The organism is Paenibacillus sp. J31P13 (genome assembly GCF_056269295.1).
On record NZ_JBWDNR010000001.1, the window covers coordinates 647,302 to 673,578 of the forward strand.

Genomic DNA, 26,277 nt, shown 5'->3' on the forward strand with positions numbered 1-26,277 from the left:
CAAAAAAACACTAGCCTTTTGATCGGTTTTTGCTATACAATTAAGTGGTTGACGAAACCGAATATGTTCCGGGGAGCTGGTTAGGCCGGCTGAGAGGGGATTTTCTTTACAATTCCGACCCGTTAAACCTGATCTGGATAATGCCAGCGTAGGGACAGAAGCTCTGTTTTATTAGCATGCAAGATCACACAACGTGATCCCACGTGCTGATTGAAACAGCTGCACAGCCGAATTTATGGCGTCCTCCGGATTGGGAGGACGCTTTTTTTGTTTTATTGTAGTCCATTAACCGGATACTAATGAGGATTCGTCACCTTATACAAATAGAAGCTTTGGAGAGGGGAACAAGGACATCATGAATCAGAGGAACACTGTACGAATGTCGTGGAGAAGTATGACGGCAATGCTAGTGCTTGCATTAACGCTTGCTGGCTGCGGGGCAAACAATAATGCGCCGAAAACAAATGAGCAGGAACAAGGTGGGGCTGACAAGCCACTCGAGAAGGTATCAGTCGTGCTCGACTGGACGCCTAATACGAATCATACCGGACTTTATGTCGCTAGAGATAAAGGTTTTTTCAAGGAGCAAGGCTTGGATGTTGAAATTATTCAACCTGGACAAAGCGGCGCGGATCAAATGGTTGCTTCGGGCAAAGTGGAGTTTGGCGTAAGCTACCAGGAATCCATTACGATGGCTCGCATAGCAGGCGTTCCACTTGTTTCTATCGCAGCGGTTATTCAGCACAATACATCTGGTTTCGCTTCACCGGTTGCAAAGGGCATCGATTCACCGGAGAAGTTCGAAGGCAAAACGTATGGCGGCTGGGGAGCTCCGGTTGAGGAGGCGGTTATTCAATCGCTTATGCAGGAAAAAAATGCGGATGTCAGCAAAGTGAATTTGATTAGCATGGGAGAAAGTGATTTTTTTACGGCAGTTAAGCGAGATATTGATTTTGCTTGGATCTATTATGCGTGGACAGGTGTTGAAGCCGAGCTGCGCGGCGAAAAAATCAATATGGTTTATTTGACCGATTATAGCGACAAACTGGATTACTATACACCCGTGCTTGCGACAAGCGAGAAATTGATTGCAGAGAAACCGGAAATTGTAAAAGCATTCACAGCTGCTGCGGCTAAAGGCTACGAATACAGCATTGAAAATCCAGAGGATGCCGCAGAAATTTTGATCAAGGCTGAGCCTGATCTGAATGCTGAGCTTGTGCGTGCAAGCCAAAAGTGGCTAAGTCCAAAATATACAGACGATGCGCCGCGTTGGGGCGAGCAAAAGCTCAGCGTATGGGAAAATTACGCGAACTGGATGTTTGAGCACAAGCTGCTTGAGAAGGAGCTTGAAGCAGAAAAGGCATTTACGAATGAGTTTTTACCGGAGTAATAGATGTTTGTTGTAAAAGAAGATATTATTGTGAAAAAATAGGGGAAAGAAGGAATTCAAATGGCAAACGCCTTAGTTAGCATTCAAATACTACCAACAACACCGGGCGGAGAAAGTGTTCTTCCTTACGTTGATCGTGCTATCGATATTATTAAAGCAGCTGGCGTTCCTTATCGCGTAGCTCCGCTTGAAACGACAATGGAGGGCGAGCTTAGCCATCTGCTGAGCGTTGTACAATCGATGAGCGAAGCGATGGCAGAGATGGGCTGTCCATCCGTTATTTCGCAAGTGAAAATATACTATAATCCGGCAAAAGGTGCTTCGATGGGCAGACTGCTGGAGAAATATCCTGATGGACAATAGAATTAGCATGTGGTCTAAAGTATGGCCGCCAGCCATTACGCTGGTGCTTGTGCTCGCATGCTGGCAAGCGGCAGTAACATGGGGCGGTATTGATGAATGGATGCTGCCATCACCGCTCTCTATCGTGCAAGAGGCCATTTCCATTTGGCCAAGGCTTATGACACAGACAGGAGCGACCGTGCAGCTTACGCTGCTCGGTTTTGTTGGAGGATCGGCGGTGGGCTTTGTGCTCGCCGCTTTGCTGCATTTTATTCCGGGTGTCCGCAGAGCCATTTACCCATTGATCGTATTAACACAAAGCGTACCCATTATTGCGATTGCGCCTATTTTGACCATGTTTTTCGGATACGGACAACTGCCGAAGGTAATTCTTGTCATGATGGTATGTTTTTTCCCTGTTTCTATTGCCATGCTTAGCGGCTTATCGAATCCAGACGCGCAGCTGCGCAATTATTTACAAATGATCGGTATAAGCAAATGGCAGATGTTCTGGCGATTGGAGCTTCCTCATGCCATCGTTCATTTATTCTCAGGCTTGAAAATCGCTGCCTCTTATAGCGTGCTAAGCGCAATTGTAGCAGAATGGATCGGCTCCAACAAAGGACTTGGCTCCTTTATGATCCTGTCATTCAAAGGATTCATGCCGGACAGAGTATTTGCAGCTGTCGTTATTATTGTCATTTTCAGCTTATCGTTGTTCGGAATCGTCAGCTTGGCAGAACGGCTCATTATTCGCTGGCAACCAGCAAGTGATCGTAACACGAAGTAGGTTTGCAGCGCAAACCAAGCATACGCTTACGAAGTAGGTTTGCATCGCAAACCAAGCACACGCTTACGAAGTAGGTTTGCTCAGCAAACCAAGCACATGCTTACGAAGTAGGTTTGCTCAGCAAACCTTTAGGAGATGAAGACTTGAACAAGAATATAGCTGATATTCGCAGTGAGACGCTGCGGGTGGAGGGAATTCGGAAGCAATTTGGTAAAGGTTCCTCTAGCAAAGAGGTGCTTGGCGGCATCTCGCTTACGGTTGGGGATGGAGAGTTTGTGTCCATAATTGGTCCTTCCGGCAGCGGGAAGACAACGTTGTTTCAGATCATTGGCGGCTTGCAGAAGCCTTCGGAAGGCGAAATCTGGATTAACGGGGAGCAGACAACAGGAGAACGGGGGCATATTTCGTATATGCCACAGCAATCCGCGCTGCTTCCGTGGCTCACCGTAGCAGGGAATATTGAGCTTTCGCTCACGATTTCGGGTGTTGATCGAGCAGAAGCCAAGCTGAAAACGAAGGAATGGCTGGAGCGAATAGGGCTGGATGAATATGCAGCTGCCTACCCGCATGTATTATCAGGCGGTATGCTGCAGCGAGTGTCCTTTCTTCGTGCGCTGCTGGCACCGCAGCGACTGATGCTGCTGGATGAACCATTCGGTGCACTGGATGCTCTAACTAGGCTGCATATGCAGCAATGGCTTATGTCGATTTGGGAGGAAAACCGCAGATCGGTGCTCCTCGTTACACATAGTATTGAAGAGGCGCTGTTTTTGTCTGATCGAATCATTGTGCTCTCAGCGGCGCCAGCTGTCGTATTAAATGAATTCAAAGTTACATTTCAGCGGCCGCGCAGCGAAGCGTTATGGACGGATCCGGCGTTTAATGAACGGAAGCAGCGAATTTACGAGCTGCTGAGGGTCGGTGTGAAGGAGCGAGTCTAACACATGACAAGTAAAATGAACGGGTACATAGATGGGCATATTCATGTTGATTTATATGCTGCGGAGGAGCGGGATGAGCTGCTGAATAGAGCCTTTAGCGAGGGCGTATCAGCCTTGGTAGCTGTCTCGATGCATTTGCAATCTGCTATTGTGAACCGAGAACTCGCGCTTCGCTATGGGAAGCGGGTGCATCCAGCTTACGGCTTTCATCCCGAGCAGAGTATTCCGTCAGAGTCAAAGATAGATGAGCTGTTCACGTGGATTCTCTCGCGCCATGCTGATGGCGAGTCATTCGCAATCGGGGAGGTTGGTTTGCCTTTTTATACGAGAACAGAGTTAGAATCAAAGGGCATATCTTTTGATGAGGCGCCTTATCTGAAACTGCTCGAGAGGTTCGCCGCTTTGGCTGCGGAGACTGATCGTCCGATTGTGCTGCATGCCGTTTATGAGGATGCAGATAAAGCATGTGACATCCTTGCCAAGCATGATGTGCGCAAGGCGCATTTCCACTGGTTCAAAGGCAGTGAGGAGACGATCAAGCGTATGGCCGCAAGCGGCTATATGGTTTCCATCACGCCTGATGTCGTTTATGAGGAAGAGATTCAAAGTCTCGTAAGACAATACCCTTTGGACTTGCTTATGGTAGAGACTGACGGTCCTTGGCCATTCGAAGGTCCCTTTGCGGGAGAAACGACTCGGCCAGCAATGGCTGCTGTTGCAGCGCAGCATATCGCGCGAATAAAAGAGCTGCCCCTTGATCGCGTCATGGAAACCTTGCTAACCAATACGCAAAGATTTTACAGAATAGAATAGAAGAAAGGAGCCGTTTCATGCGATCTATGATCGATCCTATGAAACGGCTCCTATTTTATTGAAATGGTATTCTTTCCTGCCGCTTTGTCCATTGCGACTGAGGTTGTCTCTGCATAAGAAGATAAGGACCGCATGGTTATTCCATATCATTGGGAGGCATCATTCACAAAAGGCGGGAGAAAGGAGTCAAGAGATGGCAGCTTTGACAAGAGATCAATTTTTTGCGACATTGGCGCCAACGGTTATACGTGTAACGCAAGAGGGTTCAAAGCTATTTCCTTCCGTACGACTAGCGCAAAATTTGCTAGAGACCGGCGGGGTTATTCATCCGTGGAACAACTTAGGCGGCATTAAGGTCGGCAGCGGCCAGACAAATGCTTACTGGCAGGGTGAAGCTGTTGTTAAAGGAACATGGGAATATATTGATGGTCGCAATGTAAGTATGAGAGCAGCTTTTCGTGCCTATAAGAGTGTGTATCATTATTATAAGGATGCTGATTTGTTGTTCAATAATGCGCGTTATGAGCGGGTCCGTAAAGCACAGACGCCAGAACAACAAGCGGATGCCCTGCAGGCATCAGGATATGCGACTGATCCGACGTATGCGTCAAAATTAAAATCCATAATAAAACAATATGGATTAGCAAAATACGATGTACTGGCAAACAAGCATGTGCAGCAGCCTGAGAAGCTTAAGGATTCGGAGCCAATTGTTATTCTCTATAACGCTGAGGTCATATCGAGTGGATATCTGCTGAATGGGTTCACTTGGGTTCCAGCAAGAGCTTTGGGTGAGGCATTTGGTGCGAAAATAGATTGGACGGGCACAAACGTAACCGTTAACGGCAAAGAGCTTCCATCCATGAAGTCTGAAGCGACGGGATATGTGCAAATACGTGATCTTGCTGCTGAGCTGGGACTTCACGTAAGCTGGGATTCAGCAGCTAGAGCAGTTTTATTAGAAAAAACTTAGACGATGTGTATATTATTACTGCACAGAGTATCCATTCATTCGGTTGTATATTTCAATAAAAGCGAGCCTTGGAATGACTTCTAGGGCTCGTTTTTACGACCCGGACGGAAACAGGATATTGCTAATCAAACTCTCTCATTGAGAGCGTCCGTACTCGTACTCTCAGATAGGGACTCAATCTGGAGCTTTGGCCAGAGGGCTATCCAATTTTTCTTTCTTAAACGAGCTTCATATTCTTTCATTTTGTCTTCCGACTTCGCGAAAAAGGGCGTTGGCTTAATCCGCAAGTTAAGAACATCGTCAATGCCGCAAGGAGCGGTGAAAACAAGCTGCTGCTTATCATCGAGAGAAAGTCCAAGTGCGGTGGCTGTTTCTGGAAACTTGGACATCGCATCTGTGCAGGAGGAATAAGGCAACGCATTGTCAATGAGATGCATTCTAGCTTCATTTTTGACAGACCAAGGGAGGTTCGGCATCATTCTACTAAGCTGCGCTTCCCACTTCTTTTCTTCAGCCTCATCTAAATTGCTTTCATCGAAATAAATAACATCTATATCCGCAGTAGGCGTCCTCTCGCTGTAGCCATGAAGCACATCCCAGATCTTACCTCTCACAAATCCAGCACACACCCACCAGTCTGGTAAATGCAAAGCTTGGGCTGTTCTCAAAACCGACATCATCCATTCATCCTGCTGTATAAGCTGTATAATATCTTCTCTTTCTTTCATTCTCAAAATTCCCCCCATCTACACGTATAATAACCCTAACCCTCATCTCTGTACATAAAAAAATGACATCCAAACCGCTAGGTGTTTGGATGTCGATTATAGCAATATCATAGGTCTGCTTAAGCTGTAAGTTAGCCTAAAACAGGATAGTTCTGTAATGTAACAGCAGCATCGCTTGTCTTATGAAGCTCAAGGATGATCAGCTCATTTTCTCCTAATTGAAGGAGTGGAGCGGGAAGATAGAGTGTTTGCTGCGGGCCGACTTCCCAGTATCTTCCGAGATTGAAACCGTTAATATATACAACGCCTTTGGTCCAGCCTTGCATGTTGATAAAGGTATCCGCCAGCTCATCTACTTGGAATTTCGCGCGATAGAAGGTAGGCTCGGAATCATTTTTTGTTTCCAGAGGAGTCTCTGAGAAGGACAATCCGTCCAATTGATCCAGCGGCAAGGTGTGGATATTCCAGTGATAGAGGAACTGCCTTTCGAAACGAACTCCTTCTGTAATTCCCTTCGGATCTCTCAGCTTCCAGCCATAATTTACGCGGCCCAAGTTTTCTACTAAAATCTCTAAAGTAGCGCCCTCCGGTGGAATAGCGAATGTGATATCCGTATCTACGTATTCAAGCTTTAGGTCATGCTTGTTGCGCTCAATAACGCCTTGATAAACACCGTCAAGGAAGATTTGGGCACGATCATGAACATCTTGAAGAACGAGCTTGCTCAAAGGCCTTGGACCGCTGATCCGTGTGGAATAGTGAATAAAGCCATAGTCTTGTCCAAGCTGCTCCATCGATTCAGGCGTCGTTCTTTGAACAGGTGTACTCAATTGGTCGAGTGAGCTTAGCAGATGAGCTTGTTCGGTCATTTCTATACGGCCATAATCTTTCTTGGGAGAAGCGGGTTCAACCGTTATATCTGGAATCTCTGTATACTTCGAAATGATAGCCTTCATAGCCAAATATTTATCCGTAATATCACCAGACTCATTCAATAAGGCATGATAGTCATAGCTGGTGACGGTCGGCTCGTATTGATTAAAGAAGTTAGCTCCGTTATAAAATCCGAAGTTTGTCCCGCCGAGGAACATATAAAAATTAACGGAAGCGCCAGAGCTCAAAATACGCTCAAGTACATCAGCTACATCATCAAACCCGCGAACATGATGCTCTTCTCCCCAGTGGTCAAACCAGCCATTCCAATATTCCATACACATTAAAGGCTTGTCAGGCTGGTATTCACGAAGCTTATCGAAAGCTTCCTCCGGACGTGAGCCGAAATTGACAGTGGCAAGAACGCCTGGAATCGACCCGCCTTGAAGCATATGATCCTCAGGGCCGTCAGATGTGAATAGCAGTACATCCATTCCACGATCCAGCATGCCTTGCTTAAGGTATTCCAAATATTGTGTATCATTGCCGTAGCTGCCGTATTCGTTCTCAACCTGCATCGCAATAATTGGACCGCCATTGGTGCAGAGGAACGGCTTCAGCATAGGAAGCAATACGTCGAAATAAGCGTCTACCTTGTCTAAGAATGGGCGATCGAAGCAACGAAGTTGCATATTCGGCTCTTTGAGCAGCCATGAAGGCAAGCCGCCAAATTCCCATTCTGCACAAATATATGGACTTGGACGAACGATGACATGAAGACCAATTTCGGCAGCCAGTGTAATAAAACGAGTAATATCGGCAATTCCACTGAATTGAAATTCGCCTTCTTTTGGCTCATGAATATTCCAAGCTATATACGTTTCTACTGTGTTAAAGCCGCAAGCTTTCAGCTTCAATAGTCGATCTTCCCAATATTCTGGAACTACACGAAAATAATGAATGGACCCAGAAATGATTTGAAGCGGTTTCCCATTATACATAAAGGATGTGCCCTCAGTCGTAAAAGTAGCCATTTAGACAATCGCCTCGATTCGTATGTTTAGTTTCAATTGATAATTATACGTGATGAGTGAACCGTAGAATTTATCAGAAAAGCCGTTAAATTTGCATAAAGGGTCATTTTAAAGGTATGAAACGACTTTAATAGGAGGAGTCGGCTATATGAATAGACTAGTCTTGAGAGCGTGCTTTGACTGTCTTGGCATACTCGGAAGGCGACATGCCTGTTGATCTTTTAAAATCTCTGGAGAAATAGTGAATGCTGGCATAGCCAAGCTGAGCACCGATTTCTGTCAGGTTGTATTTTTTTTCACGAATTAATGATTTGGCTTCTTCCAGCTTGATCAGTTTAAAGTATTCCAGAACACTGGATTGCAATTGGGATTGAAAGAGCTCCTTCAATCGCGTTTTTCCTAAATGAAATTCCTTGCATAGCCCATCTAAGGAAAGGGAGCCTTTAATATTTTGCCTCATAAAGTCCACGATCTGCTCCACAAGCTGCTTATCGGCCGTTTCCTTCTGGACGGAGGAGAGCTTGGCTGGGACCTGTGAATGGTTATGGCTGGCAGCTGCTCGAACAAGATTAATTAAGAAAATCTCCAAATAGCTGCTGATCGCTTGTTCACTGCCAAAGGGTGCATCTGGATTTCTTATCAGCGCATGAATGGAAGGATCGTTGAAAGGCGGGTTAAAAGCATGGAAGCCTTCCGTTAGGATGGATGAGAGCAGATTTCGATCTCGATCGGTCAGTGCGATTACTTTGTTCTGAAAATAGTTCATTGCAAAAGAGGAGCATTCAAAGGATATGACGATAAGATTAGGTGGTTTATGATGTTCCAGCACTCTAACAGTGTGAAACTCATCGGGTTTGTGAAATACAATATGTCCTTGCTGCAACTCTAGTATTCGGTCATCAGCTTGAACCTCTACATTTCCTCGATCCACATAAAGAAACTCCCAAAAGTCATGCTGTTCGCCCTGGAATGCATAGCCCTTCGCATATTCGAAATAATGAAAGGATATGAGCTTATCAATTGAGATTGTTTTGGTTAACAGGGTTCTAGGAAATTCCATGGACTAGGTCATCCTTCCAAGTATGAGTGCTTTTTAGATTGTAGCACAAATGGTCTGTGGTCGGCAGGAGAGGGAAGTTAAGCTTATTAAAATACTGGAGTCGAGTGGGACAGTACTTTACAGGATTTAAAGGAAAGAATAGAGTAGATACAGTTTGAAAGAAGGGAGTCCGTCGTTTTCTATGGATAAATTAATTCGAAATACTAAAATTTACAAACGGTTGGTGTGGATGTTTCTAGTTATCTCTATCGTTCCTCTTACGATATTTGGGTATGTGACCTATGAGGAGGCAACGGAGGGAATTCGCTCCAAGACGAGCACATATTCAGCAGAAATTATGAAGAGGCTGGGCCGAGCCTTTACGGATGAGGGAACGGTGTTCGTACAACTCGCCAATGAAATTACGATGAGCCAAACGACGCAAAATAGCTTGCTGCATTTTAAGGACATGAATTCAGATGAAAAACGACAGGCTAGCTTGAATATTAGTGATCAGTTGGCAGGGAAATTCGAAATGCTGAATCATGTTAATAACATTCGAATTGTAACTACGACTGGAGAGTCCATCTATGACTTTGGCTATGGACACTTGTCCGATACGGAGGTTGGACGGATATTCAATGACGTTAAGACGGAAGGGATTATGGAAAAATGGACCCATGTTCGAACACAGCAAGGGAAGAACTGTATTTTACTCGTAAAAAGCATTATTGATAAAAATCAATGGAGCAAAACGCTTGGATACATATTCATCTCGCTTGATGAAGCGACATTTTCTAAGGATATGCTGGCGGATGTCGATATGGGCACGGGGACTGAATTGTTTATTCTTGATGATTTGGGCGTGGTCGTGTCAGGTGCTTCCTCCTCTCATCCCTCGGGCGAGCCGTTCTCTGATGATCGTCTTATCGAGGGGATCAAGGCCTATCAGAGCAAGGAGCAGTATAGCTTCCCATTCACCTATCAAAAATCAAAGCAGCTTATCTCCTATGTTTATAATACCAACAGCTCCTTTTATCTTGTCAGTATGATTCCGCATTCGTATTTGTACAGTGAGACCAGTGCAATCAAGCAGAAAATGGCGTTTGTAGCGGTTCTGAGTATTTTCATCAGTATTATACTGAGCACTTATATAACCCGGAGTATCTCACAGCCTGTCTATAAATTGATTAAGAGTATGGACAACGTATCAAGCGGGAATTTGGAATCGTATAATGATGATCCCTATCGAGATGAAATTTCAATGCTGTCCAGACATTTTAATACGATGCTAAGAAGGATTCAGGAATTAATTCATCAAACAGAAAATGCGGAGACCTTAAAGCGAGATGCAGAGCTGAAAATGCTGCAGGCGCAAATTAATCCTCATTTTTTATTTAATACGTTAAACTCATTGAAGTGGACGGCCGTCCTAAGCCAAGCGGAGAGTGTAAGTGTTGGGATTGGCGCTCTTTCGAACCTGCTCCGCAATACGATTATGAAAAAACAGCCCTATGTGACGATGCAAGAGGAAATTCAAAATATTAAAGATTATATTGTTATCCAAAAAATACGCTACAGTGATTCCTTCGAGATGGAATATGAGATTGAACCCGACATTATGAAGGCGCATATTTTGAAGTTTTTATTGCAGCCTATTGTTGAAAATGCTCTGCTTCATGGACTGGAAGGTATAGAGACGGTGGATGAGCAGAAAAGGATTTGGATTATTGCTAAGCAAAGGGATGGTTTTCTAACGATTCTGATAAGGGATAATGGCAGAGGCATGAATGAAGAGCAAATAAAGGATATGCTGTCAGTAGAAATGAAATTTGAGCGTCAATTATCCGGTATTGGAATCAGCAATGTACAAGAGCGAATTAAGCTTCATTACGGAGAAGAGTATGGTCTGGATATTACAAGCCAAGAAGGAATTGGCACAGAAGTGAAAATGATAATACCGCTCAGCAAAGAAGAGCCCGAGGAGATTTAGTCATGAGAGTAATCGTTGTTGATGATGAGAAGATTGTGCGCATTGGTTTTAAAATGATCATGAACTGGGAAGAGCATGGCTATACGTTTCTTGGTGGTGCCGAGGATGGAGTGGCTGCGCTAAAGCTTATTAATGAGCTGAAGCCGGACATCGTGATTACAGATTTGAAAATGCCGCGTATGGATGGACTTTCACTTATTCGCTCGCTTGGGGATCAGGGTTATCGTGGGAAAATTATTGTGCTAAGCAACTATGATGATTTTGAGCTGGTTAAAGAAGCAATGAAGCTTGGTGCTTTCGATTATATTTTGAAAGTGACCATGACGGGTGAGCATCTGCAGGAATCTTTGAAAAACGCAGCAGCTGAGATTCGCAAATTGCGAAATGAAACAGAGGTAGATTTACATAAGAGTATTTCCTTGAAAAAGTTCGAGATGATGAAACGTAATCAGTTTCTGGAGAAAATGCTACTTGAGCCAGCGAATGGGATGATTCCTAAAGAGCGATTTCTTCATGAAATGGAAAACTATCAAATCCATTGTGCTTCCGGATCATTTTTTTGCATCCATATCCTTCTTGATCAAGAGGGAGCAAAAACAGGAAAAATTACGGATAAGCAGCTTCTTCTATTTTCGATCCAGAATATCGCGTTTGAACTGTTAAGCGACTGGGAGGATTCTGAGACTGTGTCGATTCAAAATCAAAACCTAATGCTCATTATCCCTTTAGAAGAAAAGAATAAATCATTAACAAACAGAAATAATCTGGTTCAAATGATTCAAAAGAATCTATTGATGTACTTGAATGTGAAACTGACGTACATCGTAAGTGAGCCGTATAGAGGCTGGGAGCAGCTGCATACCGCTTATATGGCTTGCAAAACCGCAAAACGAAAACTATTTTACGAGTCAGAGCAATATGTGCTCGATACGCAGTTGCCCCATTTATCTGAGAGCTTTATGGAGAATAGATACTTGAAAATTATTACAGAAGCACAGGATAAATTAGAGCGGTTGGATTTTTTTGGTTTCGAGACATTGTTTACTGCGATGTGTGAGGAAGCACGCCATGCTGTGGCGCCGCCAGCCAGCTTGAAGCAAACAGCACGGACACTTCTTGATTTGTTTGCGACGCGAGGCATAGACAAAGAAAATGATGATTTAAACGATATAAGCGAGATCCATAGAAAAATTAATTCAGCGGCAACGCTGGGGGAGCTGCAAAAAAGCTTTTTGGAGGTTATCGTTAAGTCCTCTGAAAGTGATTTGGATTACCGTGAGCTTGGATACCGGCAAGAAATACAGACGATTATCAAAATGATGCGAACAAAAACAAATCAGAAGCTTTCATTGGGTGATCTCGCAGCGGAGGTTTGCTTGAATGAGAGCTATTTGAGCCGGTTATTCAAGGCTGAGACGGGAAAAAGCATTGTGAATTATTTGAATGATATTCGAATGGAGAAGGCGCTGCTGCTGATGAAGGAGCCAAAGTTGAAAGTGAAGGATATCGCTGCGCTGGTAGGCATAGAGGATCCCTTTTATTTTCATCGCTTGTTTAGAAAATACTATAAGGTGAGTCCAACTGAATATCGAAATAGTCAAAATAATCTATAGCAGATGTAAAATACGTTCATGTGAAGCCAGATCGATAATCGTTATGATAATAAAGAAAACAGACAAACGGAGGGTTAGAATGCAAAAACAATTTAAGCTAGTTGCAATTGTGGTCGCTTTAATTCTTATGATGTCGTTGGTAGCTGCATGCGGAAGCAATAATAATAATAATGCTCCTGCAGAGTCAGAAGGCCCTGCGACGGGAACGGATGTATCGAACGACGGCAAGAAGGAATTTGCTAACAAGAAATTGGAAGTTGCTGTATTCGAGGGCGGTTATGGCAAAGCGTATTGGGAAGAAGTAATCAAACGCTTTGAAGCGGATTACCCAGGTGTTGAGGTTAAGCTGACATCGAATCCGAAAATCATGGATGTCATTAAACCGAAAATCGTATCAGGATCTCCGCCAGATGTTATTTTTTCACCAATGTCTGATCAAAGCGGAACCATTCAAGCGATGATTAAAGAGAAAGCACTCATTCCTTTGAATGATATTTTTGATGAAAAAGCATTAGATAAAGATGTGCCTTTGAAAGATATTATTACCGATGGCATGATGGATTACGCAAAGCCTTATGACGATGAGGTGATCTACTATGCGCCATTTTACTATTCATCAAACGGTTTGTGGTACAATGCCAACTTGTTTAAAACAAAGGGCTGGGAGCAGCCAAAAACGTGGGACGAGTTCTTTGCTCTAGGCGACCTAGCAAAAGCAGATGGCAGATCACTCTTTACTTACCAAGGGATTTACCCGGATTACAATGAGACGATCTTCTGGCCAACGATTGCAAACGTGGGCGGTATTGAAGCGGTTAAAGCTGTAATGAGCTATGAACAGGATGCCGTTAGATCTGATGCAACACGTAAGGCGATGGAAGTATTTGAGAAAATCGCACAGAATGATTATCTATTGCCGGGAACAGTTGCTCTGAATCATACACAGGCACAAACCGAATTTATGCAAGGCAAAGCGTTGTTTGTTCCAAACGGCAACTGGTTTGAAGGCGAAATGAAGGATTCCCCTCGTGAGGAAGGCTTTGAATTCGGCTTTATGCCGATCCCTTCTTATGAAGAAGGCGGTACTCGCTACTTGCCAATCACGTATGAAAGCTTGTTCATTCCGTCTAAAGCGAAAAACGTTGAGCTTGCGAAAGAATTTATTCGCTATCAATATACGGATACAAATGTGAAGCTGAATTCAGAGAAATCATCTGCAGTTGTAGCTGTTAAAAATGGTGCTGAGCTAGCAAAAGAATTTATTTCGGCTTCCGTTTACGAATCCGTTAAAGTGTTTGAGCAAGAGGATGTTAAGCCGCTCATTCTTCAGTGGAAAGTAACGCCAACAACTGAAATTACAATCAATAAAGAAGTATTCAATCCAATCGGTTCCCTTATGAACAAACAAATCACAGTTGACCAATGGATTGAACGTATTGATGTAGCCTCGACAAAGCTTAGAGAACTAATCAATAAATCTAGCGCAAAATAGACATTAAATATGGACTCTGGTGAATACCAGCAACTATTCATCAGGGTCCATTTCTTTTAGGAGCTGAGAATGCCATATGAAAAAAAGCCGCCTTTTTATATTAGGGTGTACACTACCTGCCTTACTGTTATTTGCTTGCTTCAGCCTGTATCCGTTCTTTAAAGCGATTATTATGGCTTTCTATAGCTGGAGCGGGATTTCAGACAATACAGAGTTTATAGGACTGGATAATTTCAAAACGATGCTCCATGATCCCGTTGTCTGGCAAGCTTTTCGAAACAATATTTTCTTGCTAGCTGTATCACCTCTATTAACGATGATTTTTTCTTTGCTTTTTGCTTACTTATTGACACGCAAGAAGCTGAAGGAAAAAACCTTCTATCGGACTATTTTCTTTTTTCCGAATGTTCTTGCTATTGTCCTGATCTCTATTCTATGGTCTTTCATTTATCACCCAACATTCGGATTGCTTAATTCCTTCTTGGAGTCTATCGGATTGCATCAGTTGACCCACGCATGGTTAGGTGAGGCGAGCACGGTATTATGGGCGATCGTATTGCCTATCGTTTGGCAAGCAGTCGGTTATTACATGATTATTTATATTGCAGCAATGGAAGGCGTGCCTGTCCATCTTTATGAAGCAGCAGATCTTGAAGGCGCAACGGAAGTACAGAAATTTTATAAAATTACATTCCCTTTAATTTGGCAAGTTGTTCGTATTACGATCGTGTTCTTCCTAATCGGTGTATTTAATCAAAGCTTTGACTATATTCGTATTATGACTAATGGCGGACCGGATAAGGCTTCCGAGGTTCTCATGACTTATATGTATACGCAAGGGTTCTCGAACGGCAACTTTGGCTATGCAATGGCAGTCGGCGTGTTCTTATTAATTATTACAGTTGGATTATCCATGCTTAGCGAACGTCTGACGAAGAGTGAAACTTACGAATATTAAAAGGCAGGAGATAAAAATGGGTAAAAAAGGGTTAAGAGAATTAAATATTCCGACAAGAATTATTTTGATAGCATATAGCGTCATTGTGTTGTATCCTTTATTTTGGACGATCATTACTTCCTTCAAAACGACGGAAGAACTTTATAAAAGTCCTTGGGCACTACCTTCAGCGTTCAAATTCGACAACTATGCGAATGCATTGGAGAAGGCTAATATCGGACTATATTTCCTCAATTCAGTTTTGGTTACTGTGGTTTCACTCGTTATTACGGTAGCCGTATCCTATGCGGCGGCTTATGTACTCGCGAGGTACAACTTTAGGTTTAATTCATGGTTGAAGAAATTGTATTTGGGCGGATTGTTTATTCCGGCAGCCTTTATTGTAGTGCCGCTGTTTATTCTATTAAATGATATTCATTTACTAGATTCCTTACTTGGTTTAAGTCTTACTTACGCAGCTAAAACAATTCCGTATACGATATACTTGTTGATCGGATTCTTAATATCGATTCCAAAGGAGTATGAGGAAGCTGGTTCCATTGATGGATGCACCAATTTCGGAAATATGACGAGAATTATTTTTCCGATGGCTGTGCCTGGTCTTATTACGATTACGATCTTTAATATTATGGCTTACTGGAATGAATACATTATGGCGCTTTCATTCATTTCAACGGAATCGAAAAGAACAGTTACGCTTGGTATGGCATATCTCATGGAAGTACAGCGCTTTGCTACGGATTGGGGTGCTATGTTTGCAGGCCTGGTTATTGTTATGCTGCCGACTATCATCTTGTATTCGATTTTACAGAAGAAGATTACATCAGGCATTAGTATGGGCGGATTGAAAGGCTAGTCTGTATTGGGAGGTTTTCTGATGTTGAAAATAGCTATTGTTGGTTTTGGGTTTATGGGACGAATGCATTTTGATAATTATGTTCGCTTGGTACAGGAAGGCGCACAAATTGAGCTGGTGGCGATTTGTGATGTGATGATTGACGAGCTGAAGGAGCGAAGCGCTTCAGGTAATATTGCTACAGGTCAGGATGTCTATGATCTGTCGCCATATCGTCTCTATAAAGATGTAGAAGTCATGCTGGAAAATGAACAATTGGATGTTATCGATATTACACTCCCCGTGTTTTTGCATGCTGACTTGACCTGCTCCTTGCTTGAAAGAGGTTATCATGTACTTTGTGAGAAGCCTATGGCAGGCAATTCGGCGGATGGTTTACGCATGGCAAAAGCAGCGGAAATTAGCGGTAAAACGCTAATGATCGGACAATGCTTGCGCTTCTGGCCAGCATATGAGTATTTGAAAGCTTGTGTTGAGGATTCTCGTTATGGCAATGTAACAGCAGGATACTTCTTCCGCGGGTCAGAATCACCAAAAGGCTGGTTCCTTGATGGAAGCAAGAGCGGCGGTTGTATTACGGAAATGCACATTCATGATGCGGATATGGTTCACTGGTTATTCGGCAAGCCGCAAAAGGTGTCCACACTTGCTCGCAATGTTATTCCAGGAAGCGGCTACGACACGGTTTCTACTCATTATATTTATGAGGATGGAAAAGTGTTGAATGCGCAAGCGGATTGGACTTTGCAAGGCGATCACGGCTTTAAGATGTCATTCCGGGTTAACTTTGAAGGCGGAAATCTTGTGTTTGAAGATAATGTGCTTAAGGTCAATCCGAATGATGCACCTGGCTTTATTCCTGATTTATCACCAGATATGGGCTACTATCGTCAAATCAAATACTTTGTTGAAGCGATTCTTGATGGCAAGCCGGTTTCTCTTTGTACACCGGAGAGCGCAGTAGGCACACTTGAAATAATTGAAGCAGAAATACGCTCGGCTGATGGATCAGGAGCGATTGAACGATTATAATATAAAAAGACGCATGTCCAGACACAGTGGGCATGCGTCTTTTTGTATGCGTGGCGGGTAATGAGTGCCGCGCATAGGTTTCCAAAAAAAAGGACCCACATCTCTGTGGGTCGGTGTCCTAGCTTAGGTATCAACAGTGGGGTTGATGTCTTTTATTATAAATATCCAACCTTAACACTACATTAAAAAACTTTGTCGCTTTGTTGAAGGTGGATCTTTCCAGCGGGGTTGAGGGAGTGACAAGCTGCAAATAGAGACTGGGCGAATATATTGTAGTTATTCTGAATCAAATGGAGGAATTACGATGTATCCGAAGTACCCCATGTATCCCTATTAAGGAGTGGAAACGAAATGTGAAGAGATTCCACAGTCATTTCCAGCACAGCATCAGGATCGTCAGCCGGGCTTTCAATATTTGATGTTTCCTCAGCCTATTTCCGATAACCCTTCGTATATAGGAAGCTGCAAGCTGCTAGACAAAGTGGCTATTATTACAGGAGGTGACAGCGGCATTGGCCGTGCTGTTGCAATCGCCTTTGCTAAGGAAGGCGCGGATGTTGCTATTGCCTATTTGGATGAGCACAGGGATGCCAATGATACACGTCAATTGGTTGAAAGTCATGGTCGGCGATGCTTGCTGCTTCCGGGTGATTTGCGAGATGAGAAATGGTGCTGTGAAGTAGTGGAGCAAACAGTTGAGCATTTTGGCAAATTAAATACACTCGTTATAAACCAAGGGGTACAATTTCCTCAGACGAGTATTCTTGGCATTAGCACCCAGCAATTAGAGGATACGTTTCGAACGAATATTTATCCGTGCTTCTTTCTCACAAAGGCGGCACTGCCTCATTTGAAACGCGGAAGCACAATTATTAGTACGGCGTCAGTGACTGCTTATGCTGGTGCGCCGCTGCTTCTGGATTATTCATCAACAAAGGGCGCAATCGTTTCTTTCACCCGTTCACTCTCGCTTCAATTAGTTGATCAAGGAATAAGGGTAAATGCCGTAGCTCCAGGCCCTATTTGGACACCGCTGCAGGTATCCAGTTATTCCGCTGATTATATCAAAACGATTGGGATCAATACACCGATGCGCCGCGCTGGGCAACCATTTGAATTAGCGCCTACTTATGTCTATTTAGCTTCAGATGATTCAGGATATGTAACCGGGCAAGTGCTGCATGTTAATGGCGGTACGATGACGGAGACATGATGAATGCATAGTATCGTACAGTAAGTTTTCTTTTGTAAAGTATCTTTATTCGCAGCCAACGCCATCTCCATCACGGTCAAGCTTCGTGCTGTAGCCTGGATCTCCTTTATGGATCGGTGCAGCACCAGCTTCTCTGACAGCCGCACAATTGGCATAATGAACGACTTCTGGTTCCGCGGTTGGTTTCATTGTAGGTGCTTCAGTTGGTTTAGAAGTTGGTTTAGAAGTTGGTACTGCCGTTGGTTTTGCCTTAGGCTCACTTGTTGGTACTGTTGTCGGTGTTGGCTTAGCCGCAGAGGTGGAAGAATCATTTCCCTCAAACTGGAATAAAACACGAGTTCCATCTTCGAATTTATCCAGCTTGTTCCCGATCCATGAGCCCGCTCCGCGATTGTCCTTTGGTGTGACATAGGCAATATCGGCTCCCTCGCCGCCTTCTGCGCACATCGCCATAGGCCACTCATCTCGGTCAAAGCCTGCCTTGGTAGGCACGCCGCTTAATGATGCCGATCGATTCTCTTCAGCTCCATCGCGATTAATTGTACAGATTGCAGAAGCGCCAGCTTTAATAGCGGAAGCAATATGAGCAATCGTCTCCGGATAACGATCCGAAGGTAAAACAATGGTTGTGTCGTAGTCTGTATTCGTTGTTGATGGAGATAAGGTTGTAACTGATCCACAGCCTGTGAGCAGCAGCATGAGTGACAGTAGTGTGGCTATGAATGCTTTCATGTCTATTTCCCCTTTTATGTAAACTAAAAACCATTCTACTATATTCATTCCTATAATCCTATTCTTTTGACCAAATCAGATAGTCAGTAAGGGAGGAAATCGCATATGTCACACTAGTATGGGGGAAGGCAATGTTTTAAAAGGAAGAAACTTTCATTTAAAGAAGACGTATACATTTAATAGACGCATATTTTCCAATAATGAGGTGATAAAATGAATAAGTACGCATGGTATATCTTTACCTCTGCATTTGTAATCGTTTTCTCTTTATTCTTGTTTTGGTATGTGAACTGGGATGCCAATCAGCCTAAAACCGGACCGGTAGGAAATGGCACTCATCCGCCGACATTTAAGGAAATGCTTCCTATTTTCAGTATGTTATTCGTGGGTTTGATCAATTTACCCTTAGCTATAATACGGTATGCAGCCAATAAAAAAGTAAAGCAACCGGGAACTAATGACGGGAATGAGTATCAAATCAACGAGAATTTTAACAATGAGGATCATAGTAATGAGCATCAAAGAGAAGAGAGTCAAAGCAACGAGGATCATAGTGATGAGCAACAAATGATGGAGTATCAAACAAACGAAAAGCATAGCAATGAGCATCAAATGAACGAGCATCAAGAGGTAGTTGGCTTGGAGAAAAAAGATTTGTTTGTAGTCAACGTGGAGGGTGCCATATTTCGCGATGATAAATGGCTAATGGTCGAAAGAAGCGCCAAAGAAACACATGCGCCAGGCGGTATCGCTTTCGTAGGCGGCAAGGTTGATGATGAAGGAAACGCCGTACATATTTTAGAGAGAACGCTTAGACGGGAAATTGAAGAGGAAGTAGGCACAGTAGTCAAAGAACAGCTTCATTATGTAAGAAGCACATCCTTTGTAACCGATGATGGCATTAGAGTGGTTGATATCGTTTTTCTATGTCAGTTTGAGAGCGGTGAACCATGGAAGAAATGTCCGGATGAGGTTGAAGCTGTATTTTGGATGACTTATGAAGAGATAATGGCTCACCCGGAAGCTCCTGTCTGGTTAAGAGAAAATTTGGAGAGCGCGGAATCAGTTAGAAAGTTAGTTTCAAAATAGAAATTGTTAAGGGGGTAACGGAAATGAATACACACTTAGTGATTAGGAAAATGGAAAGCGGAGATGTAGATACTGTTTTTCAGGCGTTGCATGATCACAATATTAGCAAACCGGAAGAGTACATAAAGAGATGCTGGGAAGAAAATAAAGGGGGTAATCGAATTACGATTATCGCTTTCTATAAGAATGAATTTGCAGGGTGGCTTCATTTGCTGTCAACTTCTTACTATCCGTATTTCGCAGAGAAAGGGATACCCGAAATTAATAATTTTGACGTTGTTCCACCTCTGCGGAGATTAGGTATTGGCAATTCCTTGATGGATGCCGTAGAAGAGATCGCTTTCGAGAAGCATGGGATTGTCGGCATTGGTGTTGGGCTCTATAAGAGTTATGGAAATGCACAGCGACTTTATGCGAAGAGAGGTTACGTTCCAGACGGAAGAGGCATTATGTACAAAGAGGAGCCTGTTGAGCCGGGCAGTCACGTATGCGTTGACGATGATTTAGTATTGTATATGACGAAAGAGAGGTCATGAGGCGTTCATGACCTTCATTCCTTTTTTATGGAGCAAGCGGGGCGCATGAGAGTAGCTTATTCATTCCGCCCCAAATCCAAGCAGCTTAGGCTGGCGCAGCATCCCAGAGTCTGTAAACTCTAAAGCGGTCACGCGACATGGAAAATGTACCTTTAGCCATGCGATATCCGATTTCTTCATGCTAGGCGTGGGGGATGGGAACGGGCAGCTCCCAGGATGCTCTTGAAGAAATTGCTGTAACACAGCTTTTGAAGCCGCATCTAAGCCTAAGGATACATGACCGATGTAACGATCCTCATAGGAAAGAACCAAGCTCGAAATTTTGCCTTCCTTAAGCTTAATGCCAACAACGTTTGCTACAATTCGCAATTGTTTCCGTTTCTTAAACCAGTCTTGATGTTTTTTTCCCTCGGTATAAGGGCTGGAAAGCCGTTTAGAAATAATTCCTTCCCACTCTCTTTCCTCTAGCCACTTCCAAAGCGCAACGCCGTCCGTAAACAAATCGCTCACAAAAAGTCGAGGCTGTTTCTTAGGGAATTTAGCCTGTAGCTTCTCGAATCGTTCTGTAAAAGGTAAGCTGCGAAGATCCCCTTCGTTATCATGTAGAATATCGAACATAACAAATAGTAAATTATCGTCCCCTGATCGCTTTTGTACACCTAGACGACTGCGCTGAAAGTTAGGTCTTATGCCGTCAAAATAGGCAATTTCGCCATCCAGTAGGCAGGGACCTACTCGAAGCGGTTCCAGCAGAGAAACAATTTCAGGAAAAGTAGCATTTCGCGGTTCAATCCGCTTTGAAAATAACTCTACGCCCCCATTGCCATCTAGACGTGCGAGCGTACGAACACCATCCCATTTAATTTGATAGCACCACTCAGGCCCTTCCGGAATATCGGGTGAAGTTACAGGTGCCATTGGTACAGTGGGGAGAGACAGGTGATTCATGATACGATTTCTTTCGGTTTTTTAGGTGAGCTTTTTCGTTTGGTTCGGGTTGGCGGTGTCTTGGCAGCTTCAAGACTTGCCTGCAGGGCAGCCATTAAATCAATAACATTTGAACGTCCTTCCTCTGGAGATGAAATAATGTCGACACTCTCGCCAGCAATTTTTTGCTGAATGGCTTCCAGCATCGCGATGCGATAATCATCGGTGTATTTTTCAGGCGCGAACTTTTCGGATAGCTGCTCAATCAACATTTTGGCCATTTGCAGTTCCTTTTCATTGATGGTTACTTGATCCGGAAGATTAGGAACTTGCGTCAAAGAGCGAATCTCGTCGGGATAATGCATCGTTTCCATGCAAAGGCAATTATCAATGACTCGGATGGCAGCAAGGCTGCTCTTGCTTCTAATGGATATTTTGGCGATGCCAATTTTCCCTGTTTGTTTAATGGCCTCTACCAAAAGGCTATAAGCTCCTGCGCCAGACATATCTGGAGATAGGTAATAGGCTTTCTGATAATAAAGGGGATCAATATCGGTTAAATCAACAAAATCGAGAATTTGGATGACGCGGGCGGATTCCGGCTTCATCGCTTCTAATTCTTCTTCATTAAAGAGAACGAATTTTCCCTTCTCGTATTCAAAGCCTTTAGCTATATCATCAAGCTCAACTTCCTTGTTACAGTGCTTGCATGTACGGACGTTGGAGATAGGGGTGCCGCATTCTCTATGAATGCTGCGAAAGTGTACGTCTTTATCTTCTGTGGCTGTAAACATCTTAACCGGGACATGGACAAGCCCAAAGCTGATAGCGCCTTTCCAAACGGTATGCATCTTTTTCCCACCTTGTTTTTTTAGAAATAGGATGCGTTTAATTTGGAGGATTATACCTGATTAGGAAAAATAGTGATTAGGACTAAGGGTGTTATGGAGTCATGTTGTAAAGTATATATTTGTTGGAGGGTTGAGAAGGTGGTGGAGAATAATTGCTTATAGATCTATGAAGTGTAGGATAATATAATGAAAGATAAAAGTTAGTAAATGCTAATAATAGAATATATTTCGCTAAGGAGTGGATGGAGTGAGTACATCTGATCAAAGTAACGAACAGGTTAATGATCTTCCAAGTAAGCTTGCGCAGCCTGCACGCAGGGCACTCGTTAACGCCGGATTTATGAGGCTTGATCAGATTTCAAAGCTAAGTGAGCGTGAGCTTCTTAAGCTGCATGGGATGGGGCCAAAAGCGTTGGAGCAAATTCGGAGTGCGCTTGTTGAACAGGGGAAGACGTTTGCTGATTGATTTAAAATATAGCCTAATAATAGGGGTTCAAAACCAAAACCAGTGCTTGAATATCATTCGAAGTTGATTTTTGATTTCTTCAATCGAATGAACGGACACCAAAGACCTTAATTGCTGTTTATCTCCTGTTGCTCGAACCTTACGGACACAGAGACCCTTATTTTACAATATTCATTGCTTTTGGGCTTCATTACTGGGAAATAACTGCTCCTAAGTCCGATAAAAAGAAATTTGAGCCTGAATTTCACAAATAACGGCTTCTGTGTCCGTTTGAGTGAAGCCTGGATGCGTCAAGCAAGGAGTAATGAGTTAAATGATAATAGATTATATTTTTGTTTGGCAGGCTCTGTTTTCTTTTTTTAATCTCGTACAAAAGAGAACTGTTCTCTAAGCAGGTGGATAATCTAAATTGTTGTCTATCGTTAGTTGTTTAGATTAAATAATCCTCTACCTATTACATTAGCGGATACTGGATGAAGACCAATCTCTCTTGCCCAAATAGATAGTTGACCCATATGATGAATTTCATGTGCGATTACATGGCGTAAAATTTCACCTTTTGTATAACGCTCTTCAGTCCACGGAACGATCACCTTTTCGTATTCGAGATCATTTGACCATGAATTTAGGAAAATCTCTGTTTCACTGATCCAATAATCGGAAAGTTCTCTTACTTGTTCGAGCGTCTTATAGTTCTCATATTCTACTTGGATATCTGGCAAACCTTGTATTCCACGAATCCAACTATATTCCACGTCTGCAATATGGAAAAGGGTATAAAGTATGCAGCCAGCCCCGCCAATTCGATCACGCAACAATTCCTCCGTTGGGACTTGCTTACACAGCTCAAACCAATCATTTCTTACCAACCAGTTATACTGAAACCATTTTATCAACTCAAACGCCCCTTTCCTGATAGGATTGAATTTCCATTCTCTATTTACAGATATAGTTCTCCGATCACAATAGCTGTTTCTTTGGTTGGATCCTCACAAAAATCAAACGTTGCAATCTCGCGACCGGTAGAAGGGGGATTAAGTAGAATTTTATTTTTGAGACTTGATTAAAAAGTAATAGTAATATCCTTCTTTTGACCTCGAATCAATTGTAAACGCTGCTCATAAGTCTGTTTACCCTTTGAGACTGGTGCTGTTTTAGCTTCAGGAGTTGTTGGAAGCGGGAGTTTTTTATTCGTTTTTCCTTTTGCAGCAGAGAAAGGCTTATACCCACTGGCGTGTATTTCTCCCATTTTAAACCCGAATGTATCGGATAATTGTAATAGACTCACGCATTGTTCTTGCTCCAATATTCTTATCAGCAGTAAAGCAGCGGCTCTAGCGTCATCCAAAGCATCATGATGCTTCAGTTGTATGCCGTAGTGCTCGGCAATTACATTTAACTTATGAGAAGGCAAATGTTGAAGAAGTTTTTTGCTTATGAGATAGGTGCAAAAGTATTGGAAGGACGGATAGTTTAAAGCAGCTTCATCCAAACAATACCGCAAAACACTCATATCGAATGAAGCATTGTGTGCTATGACATTTTTACCCTTAAGAAGCGGCTGAATGCTCGGCCATAATTCCAAAAATGTCGGCTTGTCAGCCACCATTGAAGGTGTTATGCCATGAATACTAATGTTCATTCCGTCAAAATGCTGTCTCGGATTAATGAGCCATGATTGTTCAAAGATGATTTTACCATTAGAAACCTCAACGATTCCTACTGCGCAAGCACTTGATCGTGATGAATTTGCTGTTTCAAAGTCTATAGCGACAAAGTCCATATGTATGGCCTCCTTGATGATGACGTCGTTCTATCTATTTTGGGATGGTTTAATAATAGCATTAATATATGATTGCTTAAACTGAGATGATTGGAAAGAAAGATATAAAAAAAGGTTGGCGAGCTTTATTTTCTCATGCCTTCACATAGGTAGATTCCAAAAAAAAATGCTAACCATATCGGTTAGCAGGTTATTATAGCAGTTTAATTTCACCAAAAAGATGCTTTAACTTTCCAAAGGGTTCTTTTGAAATGGGAGACGTTAGTCTTTATCTTTGAATCGGATTGCTTTAATATGTCTGCCTGAAGATTTACATCTATCCCGAAATCATCGAAATAGTTAATTTCCATTTCAACATCTTTAAGGTTGTGCTTTAAAACACCCTCTACTATACTTCTCCATTTTTCTTCAGCAGGATACCAAACCAAGTCATCAGGGAGAGTTACTGCCCTGAATTTTTCTAAAAAATTAGGTTTACCGAAGGAGGCTTTGAACATAACTTTTTTGAGCTATTGTTTTCAAGTCGAAAGCTTCCATCGGCTTTCACTAATTTTGCTTTGGCACTGACGGTTGCAGCCGTATTTATTTCCGTTTCATATCCTTCCTCGTGTTCGACCGTGAGTTCTTTTGGCTTTAATGACATCAATATTTTGATTGCTTCATTTGCTTTTTCTTCAAACGCGAGAGCATGAAACTTTTCAACTGGGAAATAAACACGATCATTTCTAGGATTCATTATGTAAAAAGTATTGATTTTTGGTTGGATCGAATCTTTCCATTTTAATTCATTATATGACATTTGATATGGAACTTCTAAATAGTCAAAAGAAAATCGTTTTTTTGAAAGAGTTTTAACTCCTGCAATTGTTGTATTTAAAGCAAGCGGCATTGCTATCAGATATGGAATCCTTTTACGAAGAGGCAAGTCAGGTCTTGTAACATTGTCGGTATATTCATTTACTATATGTCCAAACGTATTGTTCTTAACTGCGTGAGTGAGTTTCGTGAAATCTCCTATATAAATGATGTTTCTTTTAATTGGATGAACATCTAAGATTGACTCCATAATGAAGTCTCCTTTCTATTTTCACTAGGTATTTCTAAGATTAAAACGACAAAATAACAAAAACTATTGCATCTCCACACAAATTATAGTCATATTCTACTACATTTTATTTATGATGGGTATATATTCCTATTTTAGTATGTGATAAAAGAATTACTAGCAATATAAGGAGCTGCAGAGATGGTGAGACGTTATCTCGGTCATCTCTTTGAAGCTCATGGCTATGAGGTGAAAGTTACTCAAGCAGCAGGAGATTTCGGAGCGGACTTGGTAATTGTAAAAGAAGGTAAGAGAATCGTCGTACAAGCAAAACGATACAGTAAAAATGTAGGTATTAAAGCCGTTCAGGAAGTTCAAGCATCGATAGCTCATTATTATGCTTCAGCGGGTTGGATGATATCGAATAGCGGCTATACCGAAGCGGCAATCTCTCTTGCAAAGTCTAATCATGTTCGATTAATTGATAGATCGGAATTAATAGAGATGATTCTTAAACTCAATCAGGGAGCAGGTACTCCAACGCCTAAACAGATTATTGAACAATCTTCTGTTGAAGACGAGGATCTGGAATGTTCTCTCTGCGGGAGCCTAATGGTGCGAAGAAAAAGCTCTCGTGGTGAATTTTATGGCTGCTCTAGTTTTCCAAAATGTAGAAATACTCAGGTTGTTTAATAGAAACTCTCTTATGTCGCACAATGTTAATGTATTCGGCTGGATTTGCGTGAGGAAGAAAAGGATTTATAA

The 26,277-nt window shown here is 42.6% G+C and carries 27 protein-coding genes and 1 riboswitch; of the genes, 17 read left to right on the plus strand and 10 right to left on the minus strand.

Annotation, left to right across the window (positions count from 1 at the left end):
* Window positions 1–59: 59 nt before the first annotated feature.
* Window positions 60–172: riboswitch (TPP riboswitch) on the plus strand.
* A gap of 222 nt (window positions 173–394) precedes the next feature.
* The 6 genes from AC0YOD_RS02735 to AC0YOD_RS02760 all read left to right on the plus strand — a co-directional run bounded on the left by AC0YOD_RS02735 (window position 395) and on the right by AC0YOD_RS02760 (window position 5,252).
* Entirely contained in the window at window positions 395–1,393 is a 999-nt protein-coding gene (locus AC0YOD_RS02735) for an ABC transporter substrate-binding protein (protein ID WP_475798349.1), read from the plus strand.
* A gap of 60 nt (window positions 1,394–1,453) precedes the next feature.
* Entirely contained in the window at window positions 1,454–1,756 is a 303-nt protein-coding gene (locus AC0YOD_RS02740; RefSeq protein ID WP_475797703.1) for a thiamine-binding protein, read from the plus strand.
* Window positions 1,746–2,525: an ABC transporter permease gene (locus AC0YOD_RS02745; protein WP_475797704.1), complete on the plus strand. Its 780-nt coding sequence runs from the start codon at window positions 1,746–1,748 to the stop codon at window positions 2,523–2,525. Before AC0YOD_RS02740 ends, AC0YOD_RS02745 begins: the two co-directional genes overlap by 11 nt.
* 143 nt (window positions 2,526–2,668) lie before the next feature.
* Window positions 2,669–3,466 carry an ABC transporter ATP-binding protein gene (locus AC0YOD_RS02750; RefSeq protein WP_475797705.1) on the plus strand — a complete coding sequence of 266 codons (798 nt, stop codon included), beginning with the start codon at window positions 2,669–2,671 and terminating at the stop codon, window positions 3,464–3,466.
* Between the two features lie 3 nt (window positions 3,467–3,469).
* The gene (locus AC0YOD_RS02755; RefSeq protein WP_475797706.1) at window positions 3,470–4,279 is read left to right on the plus strand and encodes a TatD family hydrolase; all 810 of its coding nucleotides are present in this window, start codon (window positions 3,470–3,472) and stop codon (window positions 4,277–4,279) included.
* Between the two features lie 193 nt (window positions 4,280–4,472).
* Window positions 4,473–5,252, plus strand: coding sequence for a glucosaminidase domain-containing protein (locus AC0YOD_RS02760; RefSeq protein ID WP_475797707.1), 780 nt, complete (start codon window positions 4,473–4,475; stop codon window positions 5,250–5,252).
* Window positions 5,253–5,377: 125 nt separating this feature from the next.
* Here AC0YOD_RS02760 and AC0YOD_RS02765 read toward each other — a convergent pair whose 3' ends face one another.
* The 3 genes from AC0YOD_RS02765 to AC0YOD_RS02775 form a co-directional block, all read right to left on the minus strand.
* Complete coding sequence (locus tag AC0YOD_RS02765; protein ID WP_475798350.1) at window positions 5,378–5,986, minus strand: nucleotidyltransferase family protein; 609 nt, start codon at window positions 5,984–5,986, stop codon at window positions 5,378–5,380.
* 125 nt (window positions 5,987–6,111) lie between these two features.
* The gene (locus AC0YOD_RS02770; RefSeq protein WP_475797708.1) at window positions 6,112–7,887 is read right to left on the minus strand and encodes a glycoside hydrolase family 35 protein; all 1,776 of its coding nucleotides are present in this window, start codon (window positions 7,885–7,887) and stop codon (window positions 6,112–6,114) included.
* Window positions 7,888–8,044: 157 nt separating this feature from the next.
* Window positions 8,045–8,947, minus strand: coding sequence for a helix-turn-helix domain-containing protein (locus tag AC0YOD_RS02775; protein ID WP_475797709.1), 903 nt, complete (start codon window positions 8,945–8,947; stop codon window positions 8,045–8,047).
* A gap of 181 nt (window positions 8,948–9,128) precedes the next feature.
* Between AC0YOD_RS02775 and AC0YOD_RS02780 the strand changes: the two genes are divergently transcribed.
* The 7 genes from AC0YOD_RS02780 to AC0YOD_RS02810 all read left to right on the plus strand — a co-directional run bounded on the left by AC0YOD_RS02780 (window position 9,129) and on the right by AC0YOD_RS02810 (window position 18,083).
* A complete protein-coding gene (locus AC0YOD_RS02780) occupies window positions 9,129–10,919 on the plus strand; it encodes a cache domain-containing sensor histidine kinase (RefSeq protein WP_475797710.1) in 1,791 nt (596 codons plus the stop codon).
* 2 nt (window positions 10,920–10,921) lie between these two features.
* Complete coding sequence (locus AC0YOD_RS02785; protein ID WP_475797711.1) at window positions 10,922–12,532, plus strand: response regulator transcription factor; 1,611 nt, start codon at window positions 10,922–10,924, stop codon at window positions 12,530–12,532.
* A gap of 79 nt (window positions 12,533–12,611) precedes the next feature.
* A complete protein-coding gene (locus AC0YOD_RS02790) occupies window positions 12,612–14,024 on the plus strand; it encodes a carbohydrate ABC transporter substrate-binding protein (protein ID WP_475797712.1) in 1,413 nt (470 codons plus the stop codon).
* A gap of 76 nt (window positions 14,025–14,100) precedes the next feature.
* Window positions 14,101–14,982, plus strand: coding sequence for a carbohydrate ABC transporter permease (locus tag AC0YOD_RS02795; RefSeq protein WP_475797713.1), 882 nt, complete (start codon window positions 14,101–14,103; stop codon window positions 14,980–14,982).
* A 16-nt stretch (window positions 14,983–14,998) separates the two neighbouring features.
* Complete coding sequence (locus tag AC0YOD_RS02800) at window positions 14,999–15,838, plus strand: carbohydrate ABC transporter permease (RefSeq protein ID WP_475797714.1); 840 nt, start codon at window positions 14,999–15,001, stop codon at window positions 15,836–15,838.
* Window positions 15,839–15,859: 21 nt separating this feature from the next.
* Window positions 15,860–16,870, plus strand: coding sequence for a Gfo/Idh/MocA family protein (locus AC0YOD_RS02805; protein WP_475797715.1), 1,011 nt, complete (start codon window positions 15,860–15,862; stop codon window positions 16,868–16,870).
* 340 nt (window positions 16,871–17,210) lie between these two features.
* Complete coding sequence (locus AC0YOD_RS02810) at window positions 17,211–18,083, plus strand: SDR family oxidoreductase (RefSeq protein ID WP_475797716.1); 873 nt, start codon at window positions 17,211–17,213, stop codon at window positions 18,081–18,083.
* A 45-nt stretch (window positions 18,084–18,128) separates the two neighbouring features.
* Here the strand turns inward: AC0YOD_RS02810 and AC0YOD_RS02815 are convergent, their stop codons facing one another.
* Window positions 18,129–18,815 carry an excalibur calcium-binding domain-containing protein gene (locus tag AC0YOD_RS02815; RefSeq protein WP_475797717.1) on the minus strand — a complete coding sequence of 229 codons (687 nt, stop codon included), beginning with the start codon at window positions 18,813–18,815 and terminating at the stop codon, window positions 18,129–18,131.
* 654 nt (window positions 18,816–19,469) lie between these two features.
* Here AC0YOD_RS02815 and AC0YOD_RS02820 point away from each other — a divergent pair.
* Both AC0YOD_RS02820 and AC0YOD_RS02825 read left to right on the plus strand, forming a co-directional pair.
* Window positions 19,470–19,904: an NUDIX hydrolase gene (locus AC0YOD_RS02820; protein WP_475798351.1), complete on the plus strand. Its 435-nt coding sequence runs from the start codon at window positions 19,470–19,472 to the stop codon at window positions 19,902–19,904.
* Between the two features lie 23 nt (window positions 19,905–19,927).
* The gene (locus AC0YOD_RS02825; protein WP_475797718.1) at window positions 19,928–20,440 is read left to right on the plus strand and encodes a GNAT family N-acetyltransferase; all 513 of its coding nucleotides are present in this window, start codon (window positions 19,928–19,930) and stop codon (window positions 20,438–20,440) included.
* A 60-nt stretch (window positions 20,441–20,500) separates the two neighbouring features.
* On the opposite strand, the gene AC0YOD_RS02830 is transcribed toward AC0YOD_RS02825, so the two are convergent.
* Window positions 20,501–21,388 carry an ATP-dependent DNA ligase gene (locus AC0YOD_RS02830; RefSeq protein WP_475797719.1) on the minus strand — a complete coding sequence of 296 codons (888 nt, stop codon included), beginning with the start codon at window positions 21,386–21,388 and terminating at the stop codon, window positions 20,501–20,503.
* Window positions 21,385–22,218 carry a non-homologous end joining protein Ku gene (ku, locus tag AC0YOD_RS02835; protein WP_475797720.1) on the minus strand — a complete coding sequence of 278 codons (834 nt, stop codon included), beginning with the start codon at window positions 22,216–22,218 and terminating at the stop codon, window positions 21,385–21,387. The genes AC0YOD_RS02830 and ku overlap by 4 nt, the downstream gene beginning before the upstream one ends.
* A 247-nt stretch (window positions 22,219–22,465) precedes the next feature.
* Between ku and AC0YOD_RS02840 the strand changes: the two genes are divergently transcribed.
* Window positions 22,466–22,684: a helix-hairpin-helix domain-containing protein gene (locus AC0YOD_RS02840; protein WP_475797721.1), complete on the plus strand. Its 219-nt coding sequence runs from the start codon at window positions 22,466–22,468 to the stop codon at window positions 22,682–22,684.
* A 422-nt stretch (window positions 22,685–23,106) separates the two neighbouring features.
* Here the strand turns inward: AC0YOD_RS02840 and AC0YOD_RS02845 are convergent, their stop codons facing one another.
* The 4 genes from AC0YOD_RS02845 to AC0YOD_RS02860 all read right to left on the minus strand — a co-directional run bounded on the left by AC0YOD_RS02845 (window position 23,107) and on the right by AC0YOD_RS02860 (window position 25,533).
* Entirely contained in the window at window positions 23,107–23,580 is a 474-nt protein-coding gene (locus AC0YOD_RS02845; protein ID WP_475797722.1) for a DinB family protein, read from the minus strand.
* Window positions 23,581–23,747: 167 nt separating this feature from the next.
* Window positions 23,748–24,488, minus strand: coding sequence for a 3'-5' exonuclease (locus tag AC0YOD_RS02850; RefSeq protein WP_475798352.1), 741 nt, complete (start codon window positions 24,486–24,488; stop codon window positions 23,748–23,750).
* A gap of 188 nt (window positions 24,489–24,676) precedes the next feature.
* Entirely contained in the window at window positions 24,677–24,964 is a 288-nt protein-coding gene (locus tag AC0YOD_RS02855; protein WP_475797723.1) for a hypothetical protein, read from the minus strand.
* Window positions 24,928–25,533 (minus strand): hypothetical protein, encoded by a 606-nt coding sequence (locus AC0YOD_RS02860; RefSeq protein ID WP_475797724.1) that lies wholly within the window; start codon window positions 25,531–25,533, stop codon window positions 24,928–24,930. The genes AC0YOD_RS02855 and AC0YOD_RS02860 overlap by 37 nt, the downstream gene beginning before the upstream one ends.
* Before the next feature lie 180 nt (window positions 25,534–25,713).
* Between AC0YOD_RS02860 and AC0YOD_RS02865 the strand changes: the two genes are divergently transcribed.
* A complete protein-coding gene (locus AC0YOD_RS02865) occupies window positions 25,714–26,205 on the plus strand; it encodes a restriction endonuclease (protein WP_475797725.1) in 492 nt (163 codons plus the stop codon).
* Window positions 26,206–26,277 lie beyond the last annotated feature (72 nt).